Raw genomic sequence first — 17,977 nt, forward strand, 5'->3', positions numbered from 1 at the left:
GACGGATCTGACTTACGATGGATGATTCTGATTCATCACATCAATGACAGGTGGCATAGGTTTTGGCTTAGTATTAGAAGCCTTACCTTCTGATTGTAACTCTTTAGTGGTTTTGGCATCGATAGCAAGACCAGCAATTAGCGCAATGTCTTTCACAGGCTTACGCTGACGAGTGGCAAAGCTCACTGGTACCATACGGGCAAATTCATAAATGTACAAATAAGACTCTTCGCCGCCTTCAAAATCTTCATCGTCTTCTAAACGAATACCACCAATTTTTGCCAAATCAGTAAGCATCTCATTTTCTTCACTGCTCAGACGACAATCAGTGATACCAAAGCCGGTCATAAAACCATTTGCCCACTGTTTCAATGCCATTACGCGCTCGTATAGGTCATGTTCATCATCTGGCACAAGCGGCGTATAGGAATAAGCATCATCCTTGTCTTTTAGCTGAAATACGGTGTCCTCGGCTTCTTCAGTCAGCAAGGTCAACGCTTCGTCAGGTAATGGCGCAAAACTCAGTTCTTCAAATACCTTGGCCCATACCTGTTCATCAGGCGCGTCGCAAGCAGTCATCAGCCCCGTCATTAGACCATGTACCTCACTGATAGACACATCAGTCCAGTCGTCAAAAGCCTTTAGCCACGTATTCCAGCCAGAGATATTGTCATTCATAATAGATGTCCTAATAATTGATGGTTAATGATTGCTTATAAAATAAAATCAGTACAATGTTATCGATGAGGCAGTGATTCATAAAAAATAAAGAGATCAAGCCTAATGCTGGTAATTACTTTGTTGGTATAGATATTATGCGGTCACCTATGGCATTATTAAACGCAGACAACAACATTCATTTACGCTTATTTGTTAAGGATAAAAACTGACTATGTATGACCAACTTAGAATATTAGAAAAAATGATACTCGACATCAAAAAACAGTATCAGCTTGTCAGTGCTGAACTTAGCAGTCTCAAGCAACAACCATTATCCGACCCGAAAGAGCTTAGCGCCCTAAAAACTAAGTTAGATAGCAGCTATACAGAACGCGATACTGCCAAAAAACAATTTAATGACCTTGATAAACGCTACCAAAGCTTAGCTGAAGCGCACCATATGATTGGTGAAGAGCAAGATAAACTTCATAAGCAGATTGAGCTGCTAGCACAACAAAACCATGACCTAAAACAGCATAATAATGAATTAAAGCAGCAGTATAGCGATATCAAGCAGCAAAACAGTGACTTAAAAAAGAAGAATGAATTGGCAGCGGAGCGTACACAAGTGGTATTACAACGCTTAACCCGTATTGATCAAACAGAAAGCCAGTAGTGTCTTATAGTCAAAAGTTAGCACTATTTTCGTTAATGAAGCGCACAAACGCTCACGATGACAGCATCCCTCTTCCACTTTATTGACCAGACATTGTAGGATTTATCATGACCGACAACCATAACAAAATCACTGAAAAACAGAAAAACAGCCCAGTAAAGAATGCTCAAGTAGAAACCAACCAAGTAAAAAATAATCAGACACAGAAAACTGTATCAACTAATGCAAATACGCAAAGCAGCCCCACTGCTAAAGTAAATAGCGCACCTGAGCCGCAAATCAAGAAAGTCGATATTGCGATTGCTGGCATTACTTATCCTATCTACTGCCCAGTACATGAACAAGAAGAATTGCGTTCAGCGGTATCTTATATAAACGATTTTGCTTTAAATTTAAAAAGAGACGCACCAAGTCTTAGTCAAGAAAGCTTACTGGTATTATGCTGCCTAAATTTATATGAAAAAATCCAAACTCATGAAAGAGGTGAAGAAGATCGCGGGCAACAGGATAAGCAGTCTATGGCTTTGCTAAACAAAGTTATTCAAGATGCTCATTCTATTTTATAAGCCAATGCAATTCTTGATACTTATAAATATATCAAACGCTTAGTTTATGAAACTAAGCGTTTTTTATGATCATTAGATAATGCTGCTTTTAGACTTATGGCTGATAAACCTTACCTGCATGAAAATCTGCTTGGTGCTCATAATTGCAAAAGAAAAGCTCACCAGATGTTGGTTCATCCATAATATTTGACGCCATATTGGCATCAGCATCAGCTCTGACATCAATCGTTTTAGCGTTAATATTGCTTTCAAGCACGCCACGATATTCAGCCAAGCTATTGCCACAAAAGTCACACTGACGCGGTGTAATAACATCGCCTTTTTTGGGCATCATGCTTTTGGGTGCACGCGGGTACATGAACTTATAAAATCCCCACATCGAGACCCAGATAATGATGATGATAATAATAACAGCTAACACGGCAGCGCTCCTTCAAATATGGCTGAATACATTATAAACGCAACGCTTCAGAATAATCATATAAAAAACTGGCTACAGTGAGCCAGTTTTTATTTTATAGAATACATTATTTGGCCGTCATAGTGACTAAGCTATCAGGGACCAAACTATAACTGTAGCTCACTGATATCAGCCACAGTTAAAAACAATGCGCGTACTTGCTTAAGCAACGCTAAGCGGTTGGCTTTAAGTGCTATATCTTCACTGTTGACCATCACATTATCGAAGAATTGCGTCAATGGCTCATCTAAGCTAGCAAGCGTTTGCAATACTTGCGTATAGTCAGCCTGCTCAAGTAATGGTTGTACCACTGTTTGTGCTTGCTGCACACTCGCATATAGACTTTGCTCAGCAGGTTCAGACAACAACGCTTCATCAACATTATCAGCGACGCTCACCTCTGATTTGGCTAAAATATTGGCGACACGTTTGTTTGAATCAGCAAGCATCGACGCTTGAGGTAAGTCGCTAAATGCTTGAACGGCACGAATACGTTGATCAAAATCAAGCGGCATATGCGGGTTAATCGCCTGTACTGCTTGGATGGTATCGACGCTAACGCCTTGCTCGGTATACATTGCACGATAGCGCGAGTTTAAGAACGCCATTACTTGAGTAAAGGTGTCACCCATTTTGGCAATCTTGCTACCATCGCTCGTGCTATAGCCTTTGATGGCTTGCTCAACCAGCGCTACCAAGTTAATCGGTAGCTGCTTCTCAATCAAAATACGCAAAATACCAATGGCTGAGCGACGTAAGCTAAACGGATCTTTTGAACCTGTCGGTGCTTGGTCAATGGCAAAAATACCGACGAGCGTGTCCAAACGATCTGCTAATGCTAAGCAAATACCAACTGGCGTCTGTGGTAATACATCACCACTGAACTTGGGCAAATACTGCTCTTCTAAACTGGCTGCTACGGCTTCTGGCTCATCATTCAAACGTGCATAGTAAGTACCAGCGATACCTTGTAATTCAGGATATTCACCGACCAGTGAACTTGCCAAGTCTGCTTTGGACAAAATACCTGCACGCACTGTTTGATCGATATCAATCTGCTGACCTTGCTGTTGCATTAAGGCGGCAATAAAGGCGGCAAGCTTAGCAATGCGCTCAGATTTTTCCCAAATCGTACCCAGCTTGTCTTGGAAGACGCGAGTTTTTAGGCTTTCTGTCAGCGCAAATAATGGCTGCTTTTGATCTTGTAAGAAGAAAAACTCTGCATCAGCCAAGCGTGGACGCACGACTTTCTCATTACCTTCAATAATTTGATTAGGATCTTTTGACTCAATATTGGTAATAAAAATAAAATATGGCTGCAATTTACCTGCTTTGTCCGTTAAGCAAAAATACTTCTGATCGGCTTGCATGGTAGAGATGAGCGCTTCTTGCGGGACTTGTAAAAAACGCGCCTCAAAACTTGCACGCAGGGCAATCGGGAAATCAACCAAAGCGGTGACTTCATCTAACAAACTCTGCGGTACGATAGCATCAGAGTTGACCTCATCTGCCAGCGCCTTAACTTGGTTTTTAATCAGCATTTGACGCTTATCAAAATCTACCACCACCTTTAAACCATCAAGCAGTTGCTCATAATCATTGGCATGACCAATGTTATGGTAGTCAGGGCTGTGGAAGCGATGACCACGAGTTTGCTTCCCTGTCTGATGACCTTGAATGGTCGCATTAATAACAGCATCATCTTGCATCAAGACTGCCCACTGTACGGGACGCACGAACTCATTGCGGCTCGCGCCTGAACGCATACGTTTAGCAATCGGCAAATTATCAAGTGCGGTTTGAAAAATAGCAGGTAGCAGCTCAGTGGTTGCTTGACCCTGAATGGTTTGCTCATAACCGACATAATCACCTTTATCGGTGTTAATCGTTATCAGCTCACTGGCCTCAATACCCAAACCTTTTGCAAAGCCCATCGCCGCACGGGTAGGATTACCATCGGCATCAAAGGCAGCTTTAATCGCAGGTCCACGTTTTTCCTCAGTACGATCTGGCTGTTTATTGCTAATGCCTTGAATCTGTATTGCTAAACGACGCGGTGCCGCAAAGGCTTTGATATTATCGAAGCTGATATTAGCTTCAGTCAGCTGCTCAGTGACACTCGCTTGTAGCGCATCACGTAAAGGTTTTAGACTTTTTGGAGGCAGCTCTTCACACCCCAGTTCAAATAGAATAGTACTCATGGGATGCTCCTATTTATTATTGTTAGTTGATTGGTTTGTGTTTAATTCTTCAATTGCCATATCAGTGTCTTCTTTTGGCAAATACTTATCGAGCGCCGCTTGACGATGTGCCTCGTCTGCTAATGGAAAGCCTAACTTGGCGCGTGCTTCAACATAACCAATAGCAACCTTACGAGCAAGCGTACGCACACGTAGGATAAAACGCTGACGTTCGGTCACTGAAATCGCCCCACGAGCATCGAGCAAGTTAAAAGCATGTGAGGCTTTTAGTACCATTTCATAGGCTGGTAGTGGCAAACCTTCAGCAACCAATTTATCCGCTTGCTGCTCATAAAAGTCGAACATCTGACCCATCATTGGCACATCGGCATGTTCAAAGTTATAGGTAGACTGCTCAACTTCATTTTGATGAAAGACATCACCATAAGTGACACGACCAAACTCACCATCTGCCCAAACCAAATCATATACGCTATCGACGCCTTGTACGTACATTGCTAGACGCTCAAGACCGTACGTAATCTCGCCGGTCACAGGGAAACACTCAATACCACCCACCTGCTGGAAATAAGTAAACTGTGTGACTTCCATACCGTTTAGCCAAATCTCCCAGCCAAGTCCCCATGCACCTAGCGTTGGCGATTCCCAGTTGTCTTCCACAAAACGCACATCATGCACCAATGGATCAATACCAATTGCCTCAAGTGAGCCTAAATACAGCTCTTGTATATTAGGTGGATTGGGCTTAAGCACCACTTGAAACTGATAATAATGTTGTAAACGATTTGGGTTATCACCGTAGCGACCATCGGTTGGACGACGTGATGGCTGCACATAGGCCGCGTTCCAGCGCTCAGGACCTAATGAGCGCAAAAATGTTGCGGTATGAAACGTACCTGCGCCGACTTCCATATCATAAGGCTGTAAGATCACGCAGCCCTTATCCGCCCAATAATTCTGCAAGGTCATGATTAAATCTTGAAATGTCATCGGTTGAGAGTCTTTTTCTTGTGTCATCGAGGTTGTCGCTTGTGATGTCATAGTTTGGATTGTCATAGTTTGGGGCATCGTAATAAAGCCACTGTGGAATTAGTATTATGAAATAAAATATTGATAGCGCTCGTATCGCCTATATAGCAACGAGTCTATTTGACTGCTCACCTTACTAAAAATTGACTATTTTATCTATATTTACCTGAACTAAATTTACACCCTATGCCGAAATATTCAGTGTATGGATCATCAATAAGTAGATTTATGAGTGAATTCTAATTTTAAAAGCAATCAATGGTATGGATAAAAAAATACCCAAATGCGTGAGCATTTGGGCAGGAGGAAAGGTATGTCTTGGGCATCCTGATTGTTCAGGCTTTTTGTTTTTTAGGGTATTGCAATTTCTTATTGAACTATTTTACTTTATCACTGCTCTTATAAATCAACACTTTACTGATAAGACTGACCATTTGCCTTCGGCATGATGATCCATAATATGATATAAATCAAAATACCAGGTACTGCGGCACTCAAAGTTGAGACGATAAAAAACAGTACTCTCACCCAAGTTGGTGACCAACCAACATATTCTGCAATGCCACCCATCACGCCCGCTATCATGCGATTATTCTGTGAACGATGTAATTTTGCTAGCTTAGCCAAATCAAATACCTCTTTTTATTATTTATTTTAGTATTACTCTTAGGAACTGCTTTATGATCTTATTTTAAAGACAGTAAAGACGTTTTACGTTTGTCTTTAAACTTATGAATAAGTATAGCAATTATTTCTCTTATATCTGTTGGCTGTGTAGACGTGCTTTGTGAATTTATGCTACTTAAGCTTACTCTAACCTCTCATTAACACCCGTAAACCTCTGATTTTAAATAGTTATTTCAAATTGTTTCAAAGGTGGCTTTGTTTCTCGCATATTACACCTTTTGTTACATGTGCTATATTCTTTAATGAAACCAAATGCTTAGACCTTATTATTCTATCCTAAAAATAATCGCTTATTTATTAGAATCACAATCTAGTAAAACGAAAACATAATAAGCAGATAAATCATTATTTTATTGATAAATACACCATAAAATAGGGACTATTTACAATAATCTACGGGTAAGTATTCACGAACCTTTATACCATGCTTATAAATACTAAAAACTTTAGACAACTAAAAATAAATTGCACTCAGTAAGGGTGAATAAGGACAGCTATGTACGAGTCAGGATTGATGATTGGACATTTTGAGCCGCTACATTTGGGGCACATGCGCAGTATATTGGATGCAGCAGGACAAGCAAAAAACTTACATCTTGTCATTATGACGCATCCATCGCCGCATCCAGATTTTAAAATCACGTTGCAAGATAAAGCGCGTTGGTTACAAATGGCTTGTGCTGATTTACCTTTTATCCATATTCATACCACTGATGAGATTGAGCTACCAGTACATGAAAGCTTTGCAGATGTGACGATTGATATCACTGCCAGTAACGCTAAGCTACAACATTTGAGAGATGCGTTAAACTTGCCTACTGAAACTGTATTATTTGTCGCAGAGAACCACCCTTTAGCACAGTCTGATATTTGTAAGCAGCTAATCATGCAGGTGGTCACAACACCGTTACAGCCTGACTTTGACTCTTATGCCATTGCACGAAATCCGGTCGCATATTGGTCAGCGCTACATCCGCAAGCACGCAGTGACTATACTAAGACGGTTGCTATTGTCGGCGGCGAAAGCTCAGGTAAGACGACATTGGTGCATAAACTTGCCAATTATTATGGTGCTAGCTTTGCGCTTGAGATGGGACGGGTTTATGTCGGTACAGATTTGGGCGGCACCGAAATTGGATTACAATATAGCGATTATGGACCGATTGCCTTGCACCATGCGCAAGCGATTCGTGATGCAGTAAGCATAGCCACGGCGCCAGTGACGATAATTGATACCGATTTTGTCACGACCCAAGCGTTTTGTGAAGAGTATGAGGGTCGCACCCATCCTTTTGTGGCGGCTTGCATTGATGAGTTTCGCTTAGACCATACAATTATGCTCGATAACAATGTGCCTTGGATTGATGATGGTATGCGCTCTTTGGGTACACCTGAGGCACGTGGTCGTTTTGAGGCGCGTCTATTGGATATTTTCGCCCGTCATGATATTAAGCCGCACATGATTGATCAACCAGATTATGAGGCGCGCTATCAGCAAGCATTGTTATTTATCGACCAGTATATTTATGGTCAAAAGCCGTAAAAGATAACCCAAATTAAAAAAGCATCACTGACACTATTATTTATTTTAGGAATATAACGCCATGCGTATTAAGCTACTAGACAATATCACTGGGAAATGGGCCATACAATGGATTGTCATTTGGTTCATTTGCGGTGTGCTTGCCTTATCTACAGGGTTTTGGCTGACCACCGAACACACCACGCTCGATTGGTTTTACTTAGGCGTGTCTTTTATCGGACTGGTATGCGTGGTTTCATTATCCTTTCGTAAAAACATCTTAGGCAATGGCTTTGGTATGGGCGCAACAGCCGGTGAAGTGGTCGTACAAGCGACCTCTGGCGCTGTTGGTCTGATGCTTGCGCCTTTGTTCAATTTCTTTACCCACGTCTATGGTATTTTTTATTGGTCAAAGCATACTGATGCTGACGGTGATATGGTGCCCAAATCTGCGAGCAAATGGATTTGGCTACTGACCATTAGCTTTATGGTGATTGGACTTGCCTTATTCCCAACGGTAAATAATTTACTAGCAAGCTATGGTTATGCGGTCGTTGAAGATGATAATAGTAAATTTTTAGGCCTTATCTCTTTCTTTTGGATTAACGTCATTGCCTTTATATTGTCTATTACCGCTCAGGCAGCGATGATTCTGCGCTATTCGTTTAACTGGTGGTTATGGATTTTATCCAACTTCGTTTGGTTGACCGTAAACTTGATGTCAGGCAATTACATCTTTGCCATTCAGACCATGGTCTATCAAGTAAACTCGTTTGTCGGGCTCTATGAATGGTACCGCAGCGAGCAAGAATTGGTCGAGACACCAACACATATCAGAGAATAAAGACCAAAAGGCCGATTCTATATGAAAATTAATGTGGCACTTCAGCTTGAGTAGATGAAAGGATCTTAGATTAAAGTATTTGACTCTACGGTCTAACAGATAAAATGGCGAATTACTCAGATTAGTGCTACAACTGGTAGTCGTAAGTAACTTTATTTATCTATTAATCAGTCATTCATTTACTAACAAGGAGGTTGGTATGTCTGTCACTCAGAAAAAACGAATGTCCAAGCGCACCCTTGAGCAATGGCTCAGTGAGTATTCAGTCAGTCATCAAAATCTTATCAATAAAAAAATCCATTGGCTCTGTGTTCCGGCTATTTTTGTCAGTCTACTTGGGATGGGGATGTCGCTATCCGTTTGGTTTACCTTAATAATGAGTGCCTTGGTATTGTTATTTTATATGCGCTTATCAACGCCATTATTTATGGCAATGGGTATTTTTATTCTTATTTGTCTTTCAGTAATGACTCTATTCCCTTGGGGTTTTAAAGTTTGGGCGGCTGTCTTTGTGGTGGCATGGATTGGGCAGTTTATCGGTCATAAGCTTGAAGGTAAAAAGCCTTCTTTTTTTGAAGATTTACAATTCTTGTTGATTGGTCCGGCATGGGTTGCAAATAGCTTAATGGGACGTAAGCGAGCTAGTGAATCATAGCTAAATCAGATAATGAAAGTCGATATTATTTTTAAATGGAAACGACTATACAATAAAGAAACGGCACCCAATCTCTTATTAAGTGCCGTTCCTATCATAAAAACTACTGTCTATTAATCTAATGTTTGTACACCGCCACCATTCACAAATATGGTTTGACCACTGACCCAAATCGATATTGGCGCAGCAAAATACAACATAGCACCAGCGATATCATCAGCCTCACCCAAACGCTTAATAGGCGTATTTGCTAGCATTTTCTTCTCAATCTCTGGCGTTAGTACCGTCTTCAAAGCATCGGTACGCGTCGCCCCTGGACCTACCGCATTGACGCGTACTTCAGGACCAAAGTCATGCGCTAAGTTTGCTACCATATGATTGACAGCCGCTTTTGAGCCTGCATAGCCGCTCATATTCGGGCTTTTATTAACACTTGACATCGAGGTGGTAAATACAATCGAGCCATATCCTGATTTTTTCATATGCGGCGCGCACAGTTGACTTAAGCGCCAGCCACTAAAGACGTTTAACTCAAAATCACGGCGAATGTCATCGATCGATGCTGTGGTTGGGTTTTCACGACCGCCACCACCGCCGCCTGCATTGTTGATTAAGATGTTAACAGTCCCAAACTCAGCGACTACTGTATCGACCATAGCGACCAAATCATCGTCTTTTAGAATATTACATTCTACGGCAAGTGCTTTTACCCCAAGCGCCTCAATATCTTTTACTGCTGCTTGCGCATCTTCAAGTTTTAAATCAGCAATCGCAATGTTAGCACCCGCTTCTGCCAAACGTAGCGCCGTGGCTTTACCAATACCATTTGCACCGCCCGTCACAACGGCAACTTTACCTGACAAATCGAATAATTCGTTAAATGCTTTATGTTGAAATTCTTGCATAATGATTCCTCAATATAGATGTACTCAGCTCGTTTACAGCACTATTAAATGCATAGCTATTGAAAGCGTACGGCTAATATATGTATTAATCTTAAGAGTAAGCAGTTGCCAATACGACTATTTCAACGCGATTGTAATCGAAGTGCTGACTAGAAATAATTATGCGTGGGATAGTTTGTTCTAATGTGCTAAGTTCATGCAGTTTTTGTAATGATTTATATTTGACTGAGTATCATGCCACTATAGGCATTGTCATTAGCTACAGATGCTGCTAACTGATTGCTAACTCAAATTTCAGACATAAAAAAGCCTCACTTCTTATAAGAAGTGAGGCTTTAGTGCTTTTACAAGCCATATTTGGAGCGGGAAAAGAGATTCGAACTCTCGACCCCAACCTTGGCAAGGTTATGCTCTACCACTGAGCTATTCCCGCTTAATATCAATCTATAGCGTTATTGCTAACAGCTACGTCTCGATAGGCTGGCTATTTTAGCAAATATTCTGAGCTTGTCAACAGGTTTTTTTAACTTTCTTATAGATATCACAACTTTTAGGTAGTTATTAGGACAATAATTCTCATATACAATTGATTTTATGGTTTATTTTTCTAACCATCGATATCCAATTATTTTTATAAATAATTGCTCAAATGTTCTCTTTAACGTATTTGCTAATTATTCAAGCAGATTTATCAGCAAGTTATACATGAATGCCACTTACAATCCTACCTTGTATTGTTACTTTTGCTCTATTGGTTTTTAACAGTTAACATAATTATACTTATGCACAAGGACGGTTCAGGTAGAATTTTACTGTTTTAGTAGATTGAGAGAAGGTAGTAGAACGTCAATAATAAGCTTCCCTTGCCTCTACTGTATCAACACTGCTGTTATTTACTTTAATTTTCTTATTTATAGCGAGGACGTTTACTATGAAAAAACTACTTACCACGACAGTTATGGCGGCTTCATTGTCAGCACTGGCATTAACAGGTTGTACTAGCACGACCAGTACGGGTGCTGTTGGCGTTGATCGTCAGCAGTTGCTACTCGTATCAAGTGAGCAAGTGTTGCAACTATCCGCTCAGAGTTATAATAAAACGATACAAGAAGCACGATCGAAACGTTTGCTTGATACCAACACCGCTCAGCTGAATCGCTTAAAAAATATTTCTAATCGTTTGGTCAATCAAGTTGGCGTCTATCGCCCTGATGCGGCAAAATGGCCATGGGAAGTACATACGATTAAATCTAACGACTTGAATGCTTTTGTGCTGCCGGGTGGTAAAATCATGTTCTACACAGGCATTATCGATCGTCTGAACTTAAGTGATGATGAAATCGCTGCTATTATGGGTCATGAGATGTCTCATGCCTTACGTGAGCATTCACGTGAGCGCCTATCGCGTCAATATGCAACTCAGACCGGTATCGGTGTCGCAGCCAGTATTTTTGGTCTATCACAAGGTCAAGCTCAGCTTGCAAACGTCGCTGGTGACCTAGGTTTGAGCCGTCCGCATAGTCGCACTCAAGAAGCTGAGGCGGATCAAATCGGTCTTGAGCTAATGGCACGCGCAGGCTACAACCCACAAGCCGCTATTACCTTATGGCAAAAAATGCAGCGCGCCAGCCAAGGCGAGCCTCCACAATTCTTAAGCACTCACCCAACCAGTAGTAATCGTATCGCTGAGTTGCAGTCACTGATGCCAAAAGTAATGCCGCTCTATCAAAGAGCACGTCGTTAATAGTGTTTTGTAGGCAGAATTTTTGAAGTAGACACTCATAAATCATGACAAGCAGAGCCCATATCATCATGTGGCGCTCTGCTTTTTTATACCTGTTACTCATAGAATGCATTCCATCAATACCATGCAGACTCGATATCGGCGTCTGCTATAATGGTGACGATATATTGTCTAACGACAATGAAGCTTAATAGAATAAAGGATTGTTATGACTACCATTACCTCTACCACCAGTAGCACCCCTACTGCCGACGCACTTAGTCAGCAGTTGCAAGAATTACAACCGCTGCATATGCAACTCGTTAACGAATCAGTGAATCATGCCGGTTACTTTGACGGTAAAGAAAGTCATTTTAAACTTATTATGGTCAGCGAAGCGTTTACAGGCAAGCGCTTGGTTGCCCGTCACCAAATGGTTTATCATTTGGCAGATGCATTATTAACCTCAAAAGGTGGTCAAATCCACGCCTTAGCGATTCATGCCTATACACCGACAGAGTGGCAAGGTCAAAACCCTGATAGCCCGTTATGTGCTGGACAAAATAAAGGCTAAATGATATTTATTTTTTGCAGTAAATAATCAAATGCTATCGATGAAAAATATAATTTTAAAGGGAACCATATTTAATGAAACATTTACATATGCTCATGGCCGTGCTGTTGATTGTGCTGTTTTTATATCAAAGCTATCTGGTATTAAGCGCAAATAAGCAAGCACCACGTGTGGTCAAGATATCGTCGCATGTCCTCTACGCTGTTATGATTCTTTCGGGCGTTGGTATGCTGATGCAATTGATGAGCGCCAATGCACCTGTACAATGGGTATTTGCCAAAATCATCTTGCTTGTGGCTGCTATCAGCGCCAGTATAAAAGCCTTTAATAATACTGCAACACCGAGCCAAAGAAAAACCGGTATTCTCATTGCTGGGGCAGCATATGTGGGTATTGTGATACTTGCCTTTACCAAACCGGGTAACTTATTCTGATAAGCACTTAGATAAGCACAAATACTCCTGCAATGAAAATGACGAAATATTCTATGTATTTTCAATATCTTAATGAGAATATTTTTGCTATCTTAAATAAATAAAAACGCAATATTAGCTTACTGGAGCCGCTATGAAAACTCTTACTGTAACAGCATTACTAGCAACCGCTGGCATTTTTGGTCTCTCAAGCTGTGCTTCTACGGGTAATATTACGCCGCAATACATCCCGCCAAGCACCTATCAGAGTTATGATTGCCAAGCATTAAATCAAGAATATATCCGTGTTAATAGTTATGTGAATGCTGCCCGTAACGAGCAATCAACCTTAGCATCGACAGGTGTGGGTGTTGGGATATCTGCAGGGCGCTGGGGCATCTCCCCTAATATCAGCTTTGGGGTTGGTCAAAGCAACAACAATAAAGCGCGTGATGCCAAGTTATCGCGTCTATACGGCGAACGTGATGCGATTATCCAGTCAGCACGTATTCAACGCTGTAGCTTTGCTAATGGCATCAAGATTTATGGTGAGTAGGCTAAAACTGCTCTAATTCATCCAGCATAATAAAAAAGCCAATACGCGATACACGTATTGGCTTTTTGTTGAATTCAATAAAGTCAGACTTATGAGACAGCATTTATTACAATAACAACTACTTTAAGCTTTGTACCCATTGCACGATTTGATGGCTTGGTAACGCTCCCGACTGCCGTGCTATCTCTTTACTATTTTTAAACGCTACCATCGTTGGTAAACTGCGAATATTATAAGGCGCCGCTGCTTGCTCATATTTATCGGTTTGTATTTTAGCAAAAACGACTTGTGGTAACTGGCTGGCAGCTATCTTGAACTCCGGTGCCATCATAAGACAAGGTTGACACCAACTAGCCCAGAAGTCCACGATGGTCAGCACTTCATTTTTTTGAATGACTTTACTGACGGTTTGGGCATTTAACTCATGCGGCATTGCAGTCAGTAAAGGCTTCGCACATTTACCGCAGTTTGGTGCAGCACTGAGTTTGGAATCTGGTACACGATTCGTTGCTTGGCAATGTGGGCATACTACATGAGCATTTTTTTCACTCATAATAAGACTCCGTTAAATTATCATAAATATGGAATTATCATAAAAAGACATGGATGAGTTGGATGAAACAGCACTGTACTAATACGATGTTTATTCTCCAAGGACATTGATAGGTACTTTTAGATAACGTGTACCATTGTCTTCAGGTTTCGGGAAATGACCGGCATCGATATTGACTTGTACTGCGGGAATAATAAGCCTTGGCATCTCAAGATTGGCATCACGGCGCTCACGCATCTCTACAAACTCTGCTTCGTTGATACCCTCTTTTACATGAATATTGCCTAATTTTTGCGCAGCGACCGTCGTAGTTGGACAATGTTTACGACCCTCACTGGGATAGTCATGGCAAAGATACATCATCGTATCTTCGGGCAATTCGAGCAATTTTGTAATCGATTGGTATAGAGTTTTCGCATCCCCACCTGGGAAGTCACAGCGCGCCGTACCCACATCAGGGGCAAATAAAGTATCACCGACAAACACCACGGTTTTTTCGTCGTCAGTGGCAAGATAAGCCATGTCAGCACGCGTATGACCGGGGACATACATAGCAGTAATAGTAATGCCGCCTAGCGCTAAAGTGTCGCCATCATCGGTCAAAACATCAAACTGACCGGCATCGGTGCGAAAACTACTATCAAAGTTAAAAATCTGCTTAAATATTTTTTGTACTTCAGTAATGTGCTGACCGATCACTAACTGCCCACCAAGTGTCTCTTTGACATGAATAGCTGCCGATACATGATCAGCATGGGCGTGAGTTTCGATAATATAGATCAGCTCCCAACCATGCTCTTTGACAAATTCAACCACTTTATCAACGCTCGTTGTAAGCGTACGTCCTGACTTGGCATCAAAATCCAATACGGGATCAATAATCGCACACACTTGCTGCTCAATGTCGGCGAGCACATGGGTATAGGTTTCTGTATCGCTATGTAAGAATGAATGAACTTGCATGGCTACTCTCCATTTTTATATGAATGTTTTAATTTTCGATGAATTGTTACGTATAATAGGACGATATCTATCGTATTTAAAATAAGTCTATTAATTGGCTATGAGCATCAATATAGCATTTATTCTATAATATATCAATTTATATAATGTAAATAATGATAGCTTGCTATAAATGGCGATATGATTGATAATTGACCCTATACAGTTATATACAATTTTTCCATTTATATTTTTATCTCTTATCTAAGGAGCTCGCTCTGATCACTTCTACTTCAGTACTGAGCACATTTGATACCAATGGTGACAGCAATGACGGCTTTGCGCCAAAAGACCTTGCTGAAAAAATGCAGCAAGCATCAATGCAAGCCAGCCAACTGCTTAAGTCACTCTCGCATCCTGATCGCTTGCTCCTCCTCTGTCAGCTAACTCAAGGAGAGTACTGCGTCAGCGAGCTTGAAAGCTTAGTCGGTGTTGGGCAGCCAAGCTTATCGCAGCAGCTTGGTATTTTGCGTAAAGATGAGCTAGTGACGACACGCCGTGAAGGCAAGCAGATTTACTATAGTATCGCTAGTGATGATGCATTAGCCATACTAGAGCTGTTATATCAGCGTTTTTGTGCCCCTGCTGAGGCATAGATGATTGGCTAAATCTCATTGATTAAATTCTGATGTTCATGAACATTTTTTATTGTGAGGACGTACTGCCATGCCCTCTATTGCCACTCGACTGATACCTGTTTGGCTACGTCAATATCAGCTGTCTGCCTTGCCAACCGATATCATTGCAGGGATCGTCGTTGGCGTGCTCGTTATTCCGCAAAGCTTGGGCTATGCGGTCTTGGCAGGCTTGCCTCCAGTCTATGGCTTATACGCGGCTATCGTGCCTGTGGCGGTATATGCGTGGCTCGGCTCTAGTAATGTACAAGCCGTCGGACCTGCTGCTGTGACCGCCATTATGACTGCAAGCGCGCTGCATCCTTATGCGGATAAGGGCGCTGAGCAGTATATATTGATGGCAGCCCTACTAGCACTCATGATGGGTGCGATTTTGTGGCTGGCAGGACAGCTGAAATTGGGCTGGATTATGCAGTTTATCAGCCGCGGCGTCTCTGCTGGATTTATCAGTGGTGCCGCTGTGCTTATCTTTATAAGCCAGCTTAAATATCTAACTGGCATACCTATTTCAGGCGATGGCTTACTCGGTTATTTATCGAGCATGCAGATGTATGCAAATCAGCTGCATCCGTTGACGCTAGTGATTGGTATCAGTGCCTTTGCACTCATGCTTCTTAATCGCTATGGTAAAAAATGGGTTTGGCAGTCTTGGTTATCCGCCTCTTATGCGAAATGGGCAGAGCGCCTGTTTCCTCTTATACTGCTGACCGCTGCAATCGCTCTCAGTATCGTTTTACATTGGACGACAAGCGGTGTGGCAACGATTGGTAATGTACCGCAAGGACTGCCAAGCTTTACAGCACCATATCTGCCAGACTTTCATGAAGCGCTCAATTTATTACCGACCGCAGGACTGATGGCGCTTATTGCGTTTGTATCGAGCAGCTCTGTTGCTAGTACTTATGCACGTTTGCGCGGTGAGCTATTTGATGCCAATCGCGAGCTGACAGGGCTTGGACTGGCTAATGTTGCCGGTAGCTTTTTTCAAAGCTTTCCTATCGCTGGCGGATTTTCGCGTACGGCTATCAATGTCGATTCAGGTGCCAAAACGCCTTTAGCGAGCTTAGTCACAGTGTTAGTTATGATAGCTGCCTTGATAGCATTCGGGTATCTGCTTGCCCCGCTGCCCTATGCAATTTTGGGCGCAACCATCATGGCAGCTATCATAGGTCTTATTGACATAGCGACGTTAAAGTCGGCATGGCACCGCGACCGCTTAGATGCAGCAAGTTTTATCGCCGCGTTTGTCGGCGTATTGATATTTGGGTTAAATACAGGGCTCGTGATTGGACTTATGGTGTCATTTGCTAGCTTAATTTGGCAGTCAAGCAAACCGCATGTCGCTATCGTTGGGCAGCTAGCAGGGACAGGTCATTTTCGTAATATTAATCGTCATGATGTAGTGACCTTTCATAATCTGTTGATGCTGCGTATTGATGAGAGCTTGTTTTTTGGTAATAGCGAATCAGTGCATCGTCACGTGGTACAAGCCACGCGTCAATATCCAGAGGCAAGCGAGATTATTCTTATTATGTCGGCAGTTAATCATATCGATTTGACCGGACAAGAGATGCTTATCAGCTTAAATCAAGAGCTATTAAATCAAAATAAGCATTTGAGCTTTAGCTTTATTAAAGGACCTGTCATGGATATCATTGAGCACACACCGGTGATTACTGATTTATCAGGACACGTTTATTTAAGCACTATGGATGCAGTTAATGGTTTAAAAGACACTCATTAATGTCATTTGTACTGTTTATTAGGCTAAGAATAATTAATGGCTATCTATAACATATAGATATGATAAAAGCTGTGTTATGCTAAATTATTAGGATTACTAAAAAAACTACTAGTCTGTAGCGCTTTTTTTGAACTCATTATATCCTCTACTTTTTTTATAACCTTTATTGATATTACTTATGACCGATGACTTAACTATTTATAAGCAAATTTACCCAAGCCAATGTATCAAAATTGCAGAGCTTGGCTACCGCTCTGTGCTCAATATTCGTCCTGACGCTGAAGTTGATTCGCAGCCTAATAGCTGTGATTTTAGCAGTGCAACGGCGAAAGCCAATTTGAATTATCAGCATTTACCCTTTGATTATGAGCGCTTGAGTATGGCGACTGTGGAGCAGTTTGCTGCTTTTTATCGTACGATGCCAAAACCCATATTGATGTTTTGTGGTACGGGCGCACGTGCCAAACTGTTGTACCAAAGCGCATTGATGCAAGGGCTGCTATAAGCGTTGATATAAAAAGGCAATAAAGCTTACATACTTTATCTTTAGAAAATTATCCATTGCGCTTAGG

Annotated in this window: 20 protein-coding genes and 1 tRNA gene; 12 read left to right on the top strand and 9 right to left on the bottom strand. The window is 41.6% G+C overall.

The annotated features are described in order from the left end of the window. Positions 1-12: 12 nt before the first annotated feature. Complete coding sequence (locus tag FQ083_RS06930) at positions 13-678, bottom strand: UPF0149 family protein (RefSeq protein ID WP_133104731.1); 666 nt, start codon at positions 676-678, stop codon at positions 13-15. Between the two features lie 214 nt (positions 679-892). Here FQ083_RS06930 and FQ083_RS06935 point away from each other — a divergent pair, with 214 nt between their 5' ends. Together FQ083_RS06935 and FQ083_RS06940 are read left to right on the top strand one after the other, a co-directional pair. Beyond that, positions 893-1,336 carry a hypothetical protein gene (locus tag FQ083_RS06935; RefSeq protein WP_149409334.1) on the top strand — a complete coding sequence of 148 codons (444 nt, stop codon included), beginning with the start codon at positions 893-895 and terminating at the stop codon, positions 1,334-1,336. 107 nt (positions 1,337-1,443) lie between these two features. Next, complete coding sequence (locus tag FQ083_RS06940; RefSeq protein WP_149409335.1) at positions 1,444-1,902, top strand: cell division protein ZapA; 459 nt, start codon at positions 1,444-1,446, stop codon at positions 1,900-1,902. A 94-nt stretch (positions 1,903-1,996) separates the two neighbouring features. On the opposite strand, the gene FQ083_RS06945 is transcribed toward FQ083_RS06940, so the two are convergent. The 4 genes from FQ083_RS06945 to FQ083_RS06960 all read right to left on the bottom strand — a co-directional run bounded on the left by FQ083_RS06945 (position 1,997) and on the right by FQ083_RS06960 (position 6,219). Further along, positions 1,997-2,323: a hypothetical protein gene (locus FQ083_RS06945; protein WP_410477357.1), complete on the bottom strand. Its 327-nt coding sequence runs from the start codon at positions 2,321-2,323 to the stop codon at positions 1,997-1,999. Between the two features lie 146 nt (positions 2,324-2,469). Continuing rightward, positions 2,470-4,563 (bottom strand): glycine--tRNA ligase subunit beta, encoded by a 2,094-nt coding sequence (glyS, locus tag FQ083_RS06950; protein WP_149409336.1) that lies wholly within the window; start codon positions 4,561-4,563, stop codon positions 2,470-2,472. Positions 4,564-4,572: 9 nt separating this feature from the next. After that, a complete protein-coding gene (gene glyQ, locus FQ083_RS06955) occupies positions 4,573-5,553 on the bottom strand; it encodes a glycine--tRNA ligase subunit alpha (RefSeq protein WP_181209860.1) in 981 nt (326 codons plus the stop codon). Positions 5,554-6,006: 453 nt separating this feature from the next. Beyond that, positions 6,007-6,219: a PspC domain-containing protein gene (locus tag FQ083_RS06960; protein WP_020444217.1), complete on the bottom strand. Its 213-nt coding sequence runs from the start codon at positions 6,217-6,219 to the stop codon at positions 6,007-6,009. Positions 6,220-6,775: 556 nt separating this feature from the next. Here FQ083_RS06960 and nadR point away from each other — a divergent pair. The 3 genes from nadR to FQ083_RS06975 all read left to right on the top strand — a co-directional run bounded on the left by nadR (position 6,776) and on the right by FQ083_RS06975 (position 9,300). After that, positions 6,776-7,822, top strand: coding sequence for a multifunctional transcriptional regulator/nicotinamide-nucleotide adenylyltransferase/ribosylnicotinamide kinase NadR (gene nadR, locus FQ083_RS06965; protein ID WP_149409337.1), 1,047 nt, complete (start codon positions 6,776-6,778; stop codon positions 7,820-7,822). Between the two features lie 61 nt (positions 7,823-7,883). Further along, positions 7,884-8,645: a nicotinamide riboside transporter PnuC gene (gene pnuC / locus FQ083_RS06970; RefSeq protein WP_133104737.1), complete on the top strand. Its 762-nt coding sequence runs from the start codon at positions 7,884-7,886 to the stop codon at positions 8,643-8,645. Between the two features lie 199 nt (positions 8,646-8,844). Further along, a complete protein-coding gene (locus FQ083_RS06975; protein WP_011514377.1) occupies positions 8,845-9,300 on the top strand; it encodes a DUF962 domain-containing protein in 456 nt (151 codons plus the stop codon). A 113-nt stretch (positions 9,301-9,413) separates the two neighbouring features. On the opposite strand, the gene FQ083_RS06980 is transcribed toward FQ083_RS06975, so the two are convergent. Both FQ083_RS06980 and FQ083_RS06985 read right to left on the bottom strand, forming a co-directional pair. After that, positions 9,414-10,205, bottom strand: a complete 792-nt coding sequence (locus FQ083_RS06980) for an SDR family oxidoreductase (protein WP_133104738.1) — start codon at positions 10,203-10,205, stop codon at positions 9,414-9,416. A gap of 358 nt (positions 10,206-10,563) precedes the next feature. Then, positions 10,564-10,638, bottom strand: a tRNA-Gly gene (locus FQ083_RS06985). Positions 10,639-11,136: 498 nt separating this feature from the next. On the opposite strand from FQ083_RS06985, the gene FQ083_RS06990 reads away from it, so the two are divergent. The 4 genes from FQ083_RS06990 to FQ083_RS07005 all read left to right on the top strand — a co-directional run bounded on the left by FQ083_RS06990 (position 11,137) and on the right by FQ083_RS07005 (position 13,471). Further along, positions 11,137-11,949 (top strand): M48 family metallopeptidase, encoded by an 813-nt coding sequence (locus FQ083_RS06990; RefSeq protein ID WP_011514379.1) that lies wholly within the window; start codon positions 11,137-11,139, stop codon positions 11,947-11,949. Positions 11,950-12,157: 208 nt separating this feature from the next. Next, complete coding sequence (locus FQ083_RS06995) at positions 12,158-12,502, top strand: BolA family protein (protein ID WP_149409338.1); 345 nt, start codon at positions 12,158-12,160, stop codon at positions 12,500-12,502. Positions 12,503-12,576: 74 nt separating this feature from the next. After that, positions 12,577-12,936 (top strand): SirB2 family protein, encoded by a 360-nt coding sequence (locus tag FQ083_RS07000; protein ID WP_149409339.1) that lies wholly within the window; start codon positions 12,577-12,579, stop codon positions 12,934-12,936. Positions 12,937-13,069: 133 nt separating this feature from the next. Further along, positions 13,070-13,471 (top strand): hypothetical protein, encoded by a 402-nt coding sequence (locus FQ083_RS07005; protein WP_149409340.1) that lies wholly within the window; start codon positions 13,070-13,072, stop codon positions 13,469-13,471. A 118-nt stretch (positions 13,472-13,589) separates the two neighbouring features. On the opposite strand, the gene FQ083_RS07010 is transcribed toward FQ083_RS07005, so the two are convergent. Both FQ083_RS07010 and FQ083_RS07015 read right to left on the bottom strand, forming a co-directional pair. Then, positions 13,590-14,024: a thioredoxin domain-containing protein gene (locus FQ083_RS07010; protein WP_149409341.1), complete on the bottom strand. Its 435-nt coding sequence runs from the start codon at positions 14,022-14,024 to the stop codon at positions 13,590-13,592. 90 nt (positions 14,025-14,114) lie between these two features. Further along, positions 14,115-14,987: an MBL fold metallo-hydrolase gene (locus FQ083_RS07015; protein ID WP_149409342.1), complete on the bottom strand. Its 873-nt coding sequence runs from the start codon at positions 14,985-14,987 to the stop codon at positions 14,115-14,117. Positions 14,988-15,178: 191 nt separating this feature from the next. On the opposite strand from FQ083_RS07015, the gene FQ083_RS07020 reads away from it, so the two are divergent. The 3 genes from FQ083_RS07020 (at position 15,179) to FQ083_RS07030 (ending at position 17,910) form a co-directional block, all read left to right on the top strand. Next, positions 15,179-15,622, top strand: a complete 444-nt coding sequence (locus FQ083_RS07020; protein WP_410477358.1) for an ArsR/SmtB family transcription factor — start codon at positions 15,179-15,181, stop codon at positions 15,620-15,622. A gap of 70 nt (positions 15,623-15,692) precedes the next feature. After that, the gene (locus FQ083_RS07025) at positions 15,693-17,405 is read left to right on the top strand and encodes a SulP family inorganic anion transporter (protein ID WP_149409343.1); all 1,713 of its coding nucleotides are present in this window, start codon (positions 15,693-15,695) and stop codon (positions 17,403-17,405) included. A 178-nt stretch (positions 17,406-17,583) separates the two neighbouring features. Continuing rightward, positions 17,584-17,910 carry a beta-lactamase hydrolase domain-containing protein gene (locus FQ083_RS07030; protein ID WP_149409344.1) on the top strand — a complete coding sequence of 109 codons (327 nt, stop codon included), beginning with the start codon at positions 17,584-17,586 and terminating at the stop codon, positions 17,908-17,910. The last annotated feature ends 67 nt before the right edge of the window (positions 17,911-17,977 follow it).

The organism is Psychrobacter sp. ANT_H59, assembly GCF_008369225.1.
Lineage (GTDB): Bacteria > Pseudomonadota > Gammaproteobacteria > Pseudomonadales > Moraxellaceae > Psychrobacter > Psychrobacter cryohalolentis.

Coding starts and splice junctions, on each gene's coding strand:
- FQ083_RS06930 (WP_133104731.1), bottom strand. CDS start 678: ATGAATGACAATATCTCTGGCTGGAATACGTGGCTAAAGGCTTTTGAC.
- FQ083_RS06935 (WP_149409334.1), top strand. CDS start 893: ATGTATGACCAACTTAGAATATTAGAAAAAATGATACTCGACATCAAA.
- FQ083_RS06940 (WP_149409335.1), top strand. CDS start 1,444: ATGACCGACAACCATAACAAAATCACTGAAAAACAGAAAAACAGCCCA.
- glyS (WP_149409336.1), bottom strand. CDS start 4,563: ATGAGTACTATTCTATTTGAACTGGGGTGTGAAGAGCTGCCTCCAAAA.
- glyQ (WP_181209860.1), bottom strand. CDS start 5,553: ATGACATTTCAAGATTTAATCATGACCTTGCAGAATTATTGGGCGGAT.
- nadR (WP_149409337.1), top strand. CDS start 6,776: ATGTACGAGTCAGGATTGATGATTGGACATTTTGAGCCGCTACATTTG.
- pnuC (WP_133104737.1), top strand. CDS start 7,884: ATGCGTATTAAGCTACTAGACAATATCACTGGGAAATGGGCCATACAA.
- FQ083_RS06975 (WP_011514377.1), top strand. CDS start 8,845: ATGTCTGTCACTCAGAAAAAACGAATGTCCAAGCGCACCCTTGAGCAA.
- FQ083_RS06980 (WP_133104738.1), bottom strand. CDS start 10,205: ATGCAAGAATTTCAACATAAAGCATTTAACGAATTATTCGATTTGTCA.
- FQ083_RS06990 (WP_011514379.1), top strand. CDS start 11,137: ATGAAAAAACTACTTACCACGACAGTTATGGCGGCTTCATTGTCAGCA.
- FQ083_RS06995 (WP_149409338.1), top strand. CDS start 12,158: ATGACTACCATTACCTCTACCACCAGTAGCACCCCTACTGCCGACGCA.
- FQ083_RS07000 (WP_149409339.1), top strand. CDS start 12,577: ATGAAACATTTACATATGCTCATGGCCGTGCTGTTGATTGTGCTGTTT.
- FQ083_RS07005 (WP_149409340.1), top strand. CDS start 13,070: ATGAAAACTCTTACTGTAACAGCATTACTAGCAACCGCTGGCATTTTT.
- FQ083_RS07010 (WP_149409341.1), bottom strand. CDS start 14,024: ATGAGTGAAAAAAATGCTCATGTAGTATGCCCACATTGCCAAGCAACG.
- FQ083_RS07015 (WP_149409342.1), bottom strand. CDS start 14,987: ATGCAAGTTCATTCATTCTTACATAGCGATACAGAAACCTATACCCAT.
- FQ083_RS07025 (WP_149409343.1), top strand. CDS start 15,693: ATGCCCTCTATTGCCACTCGACTGATACCTGTTTGGCTACGTCAATAT.
- FQ083_RS07030 (WP_149409344.1), top strand. CDS start 17,584: ATGACCGATGACTTAACTATTTATAAGCAAATTTACCCAAGCCAATGT.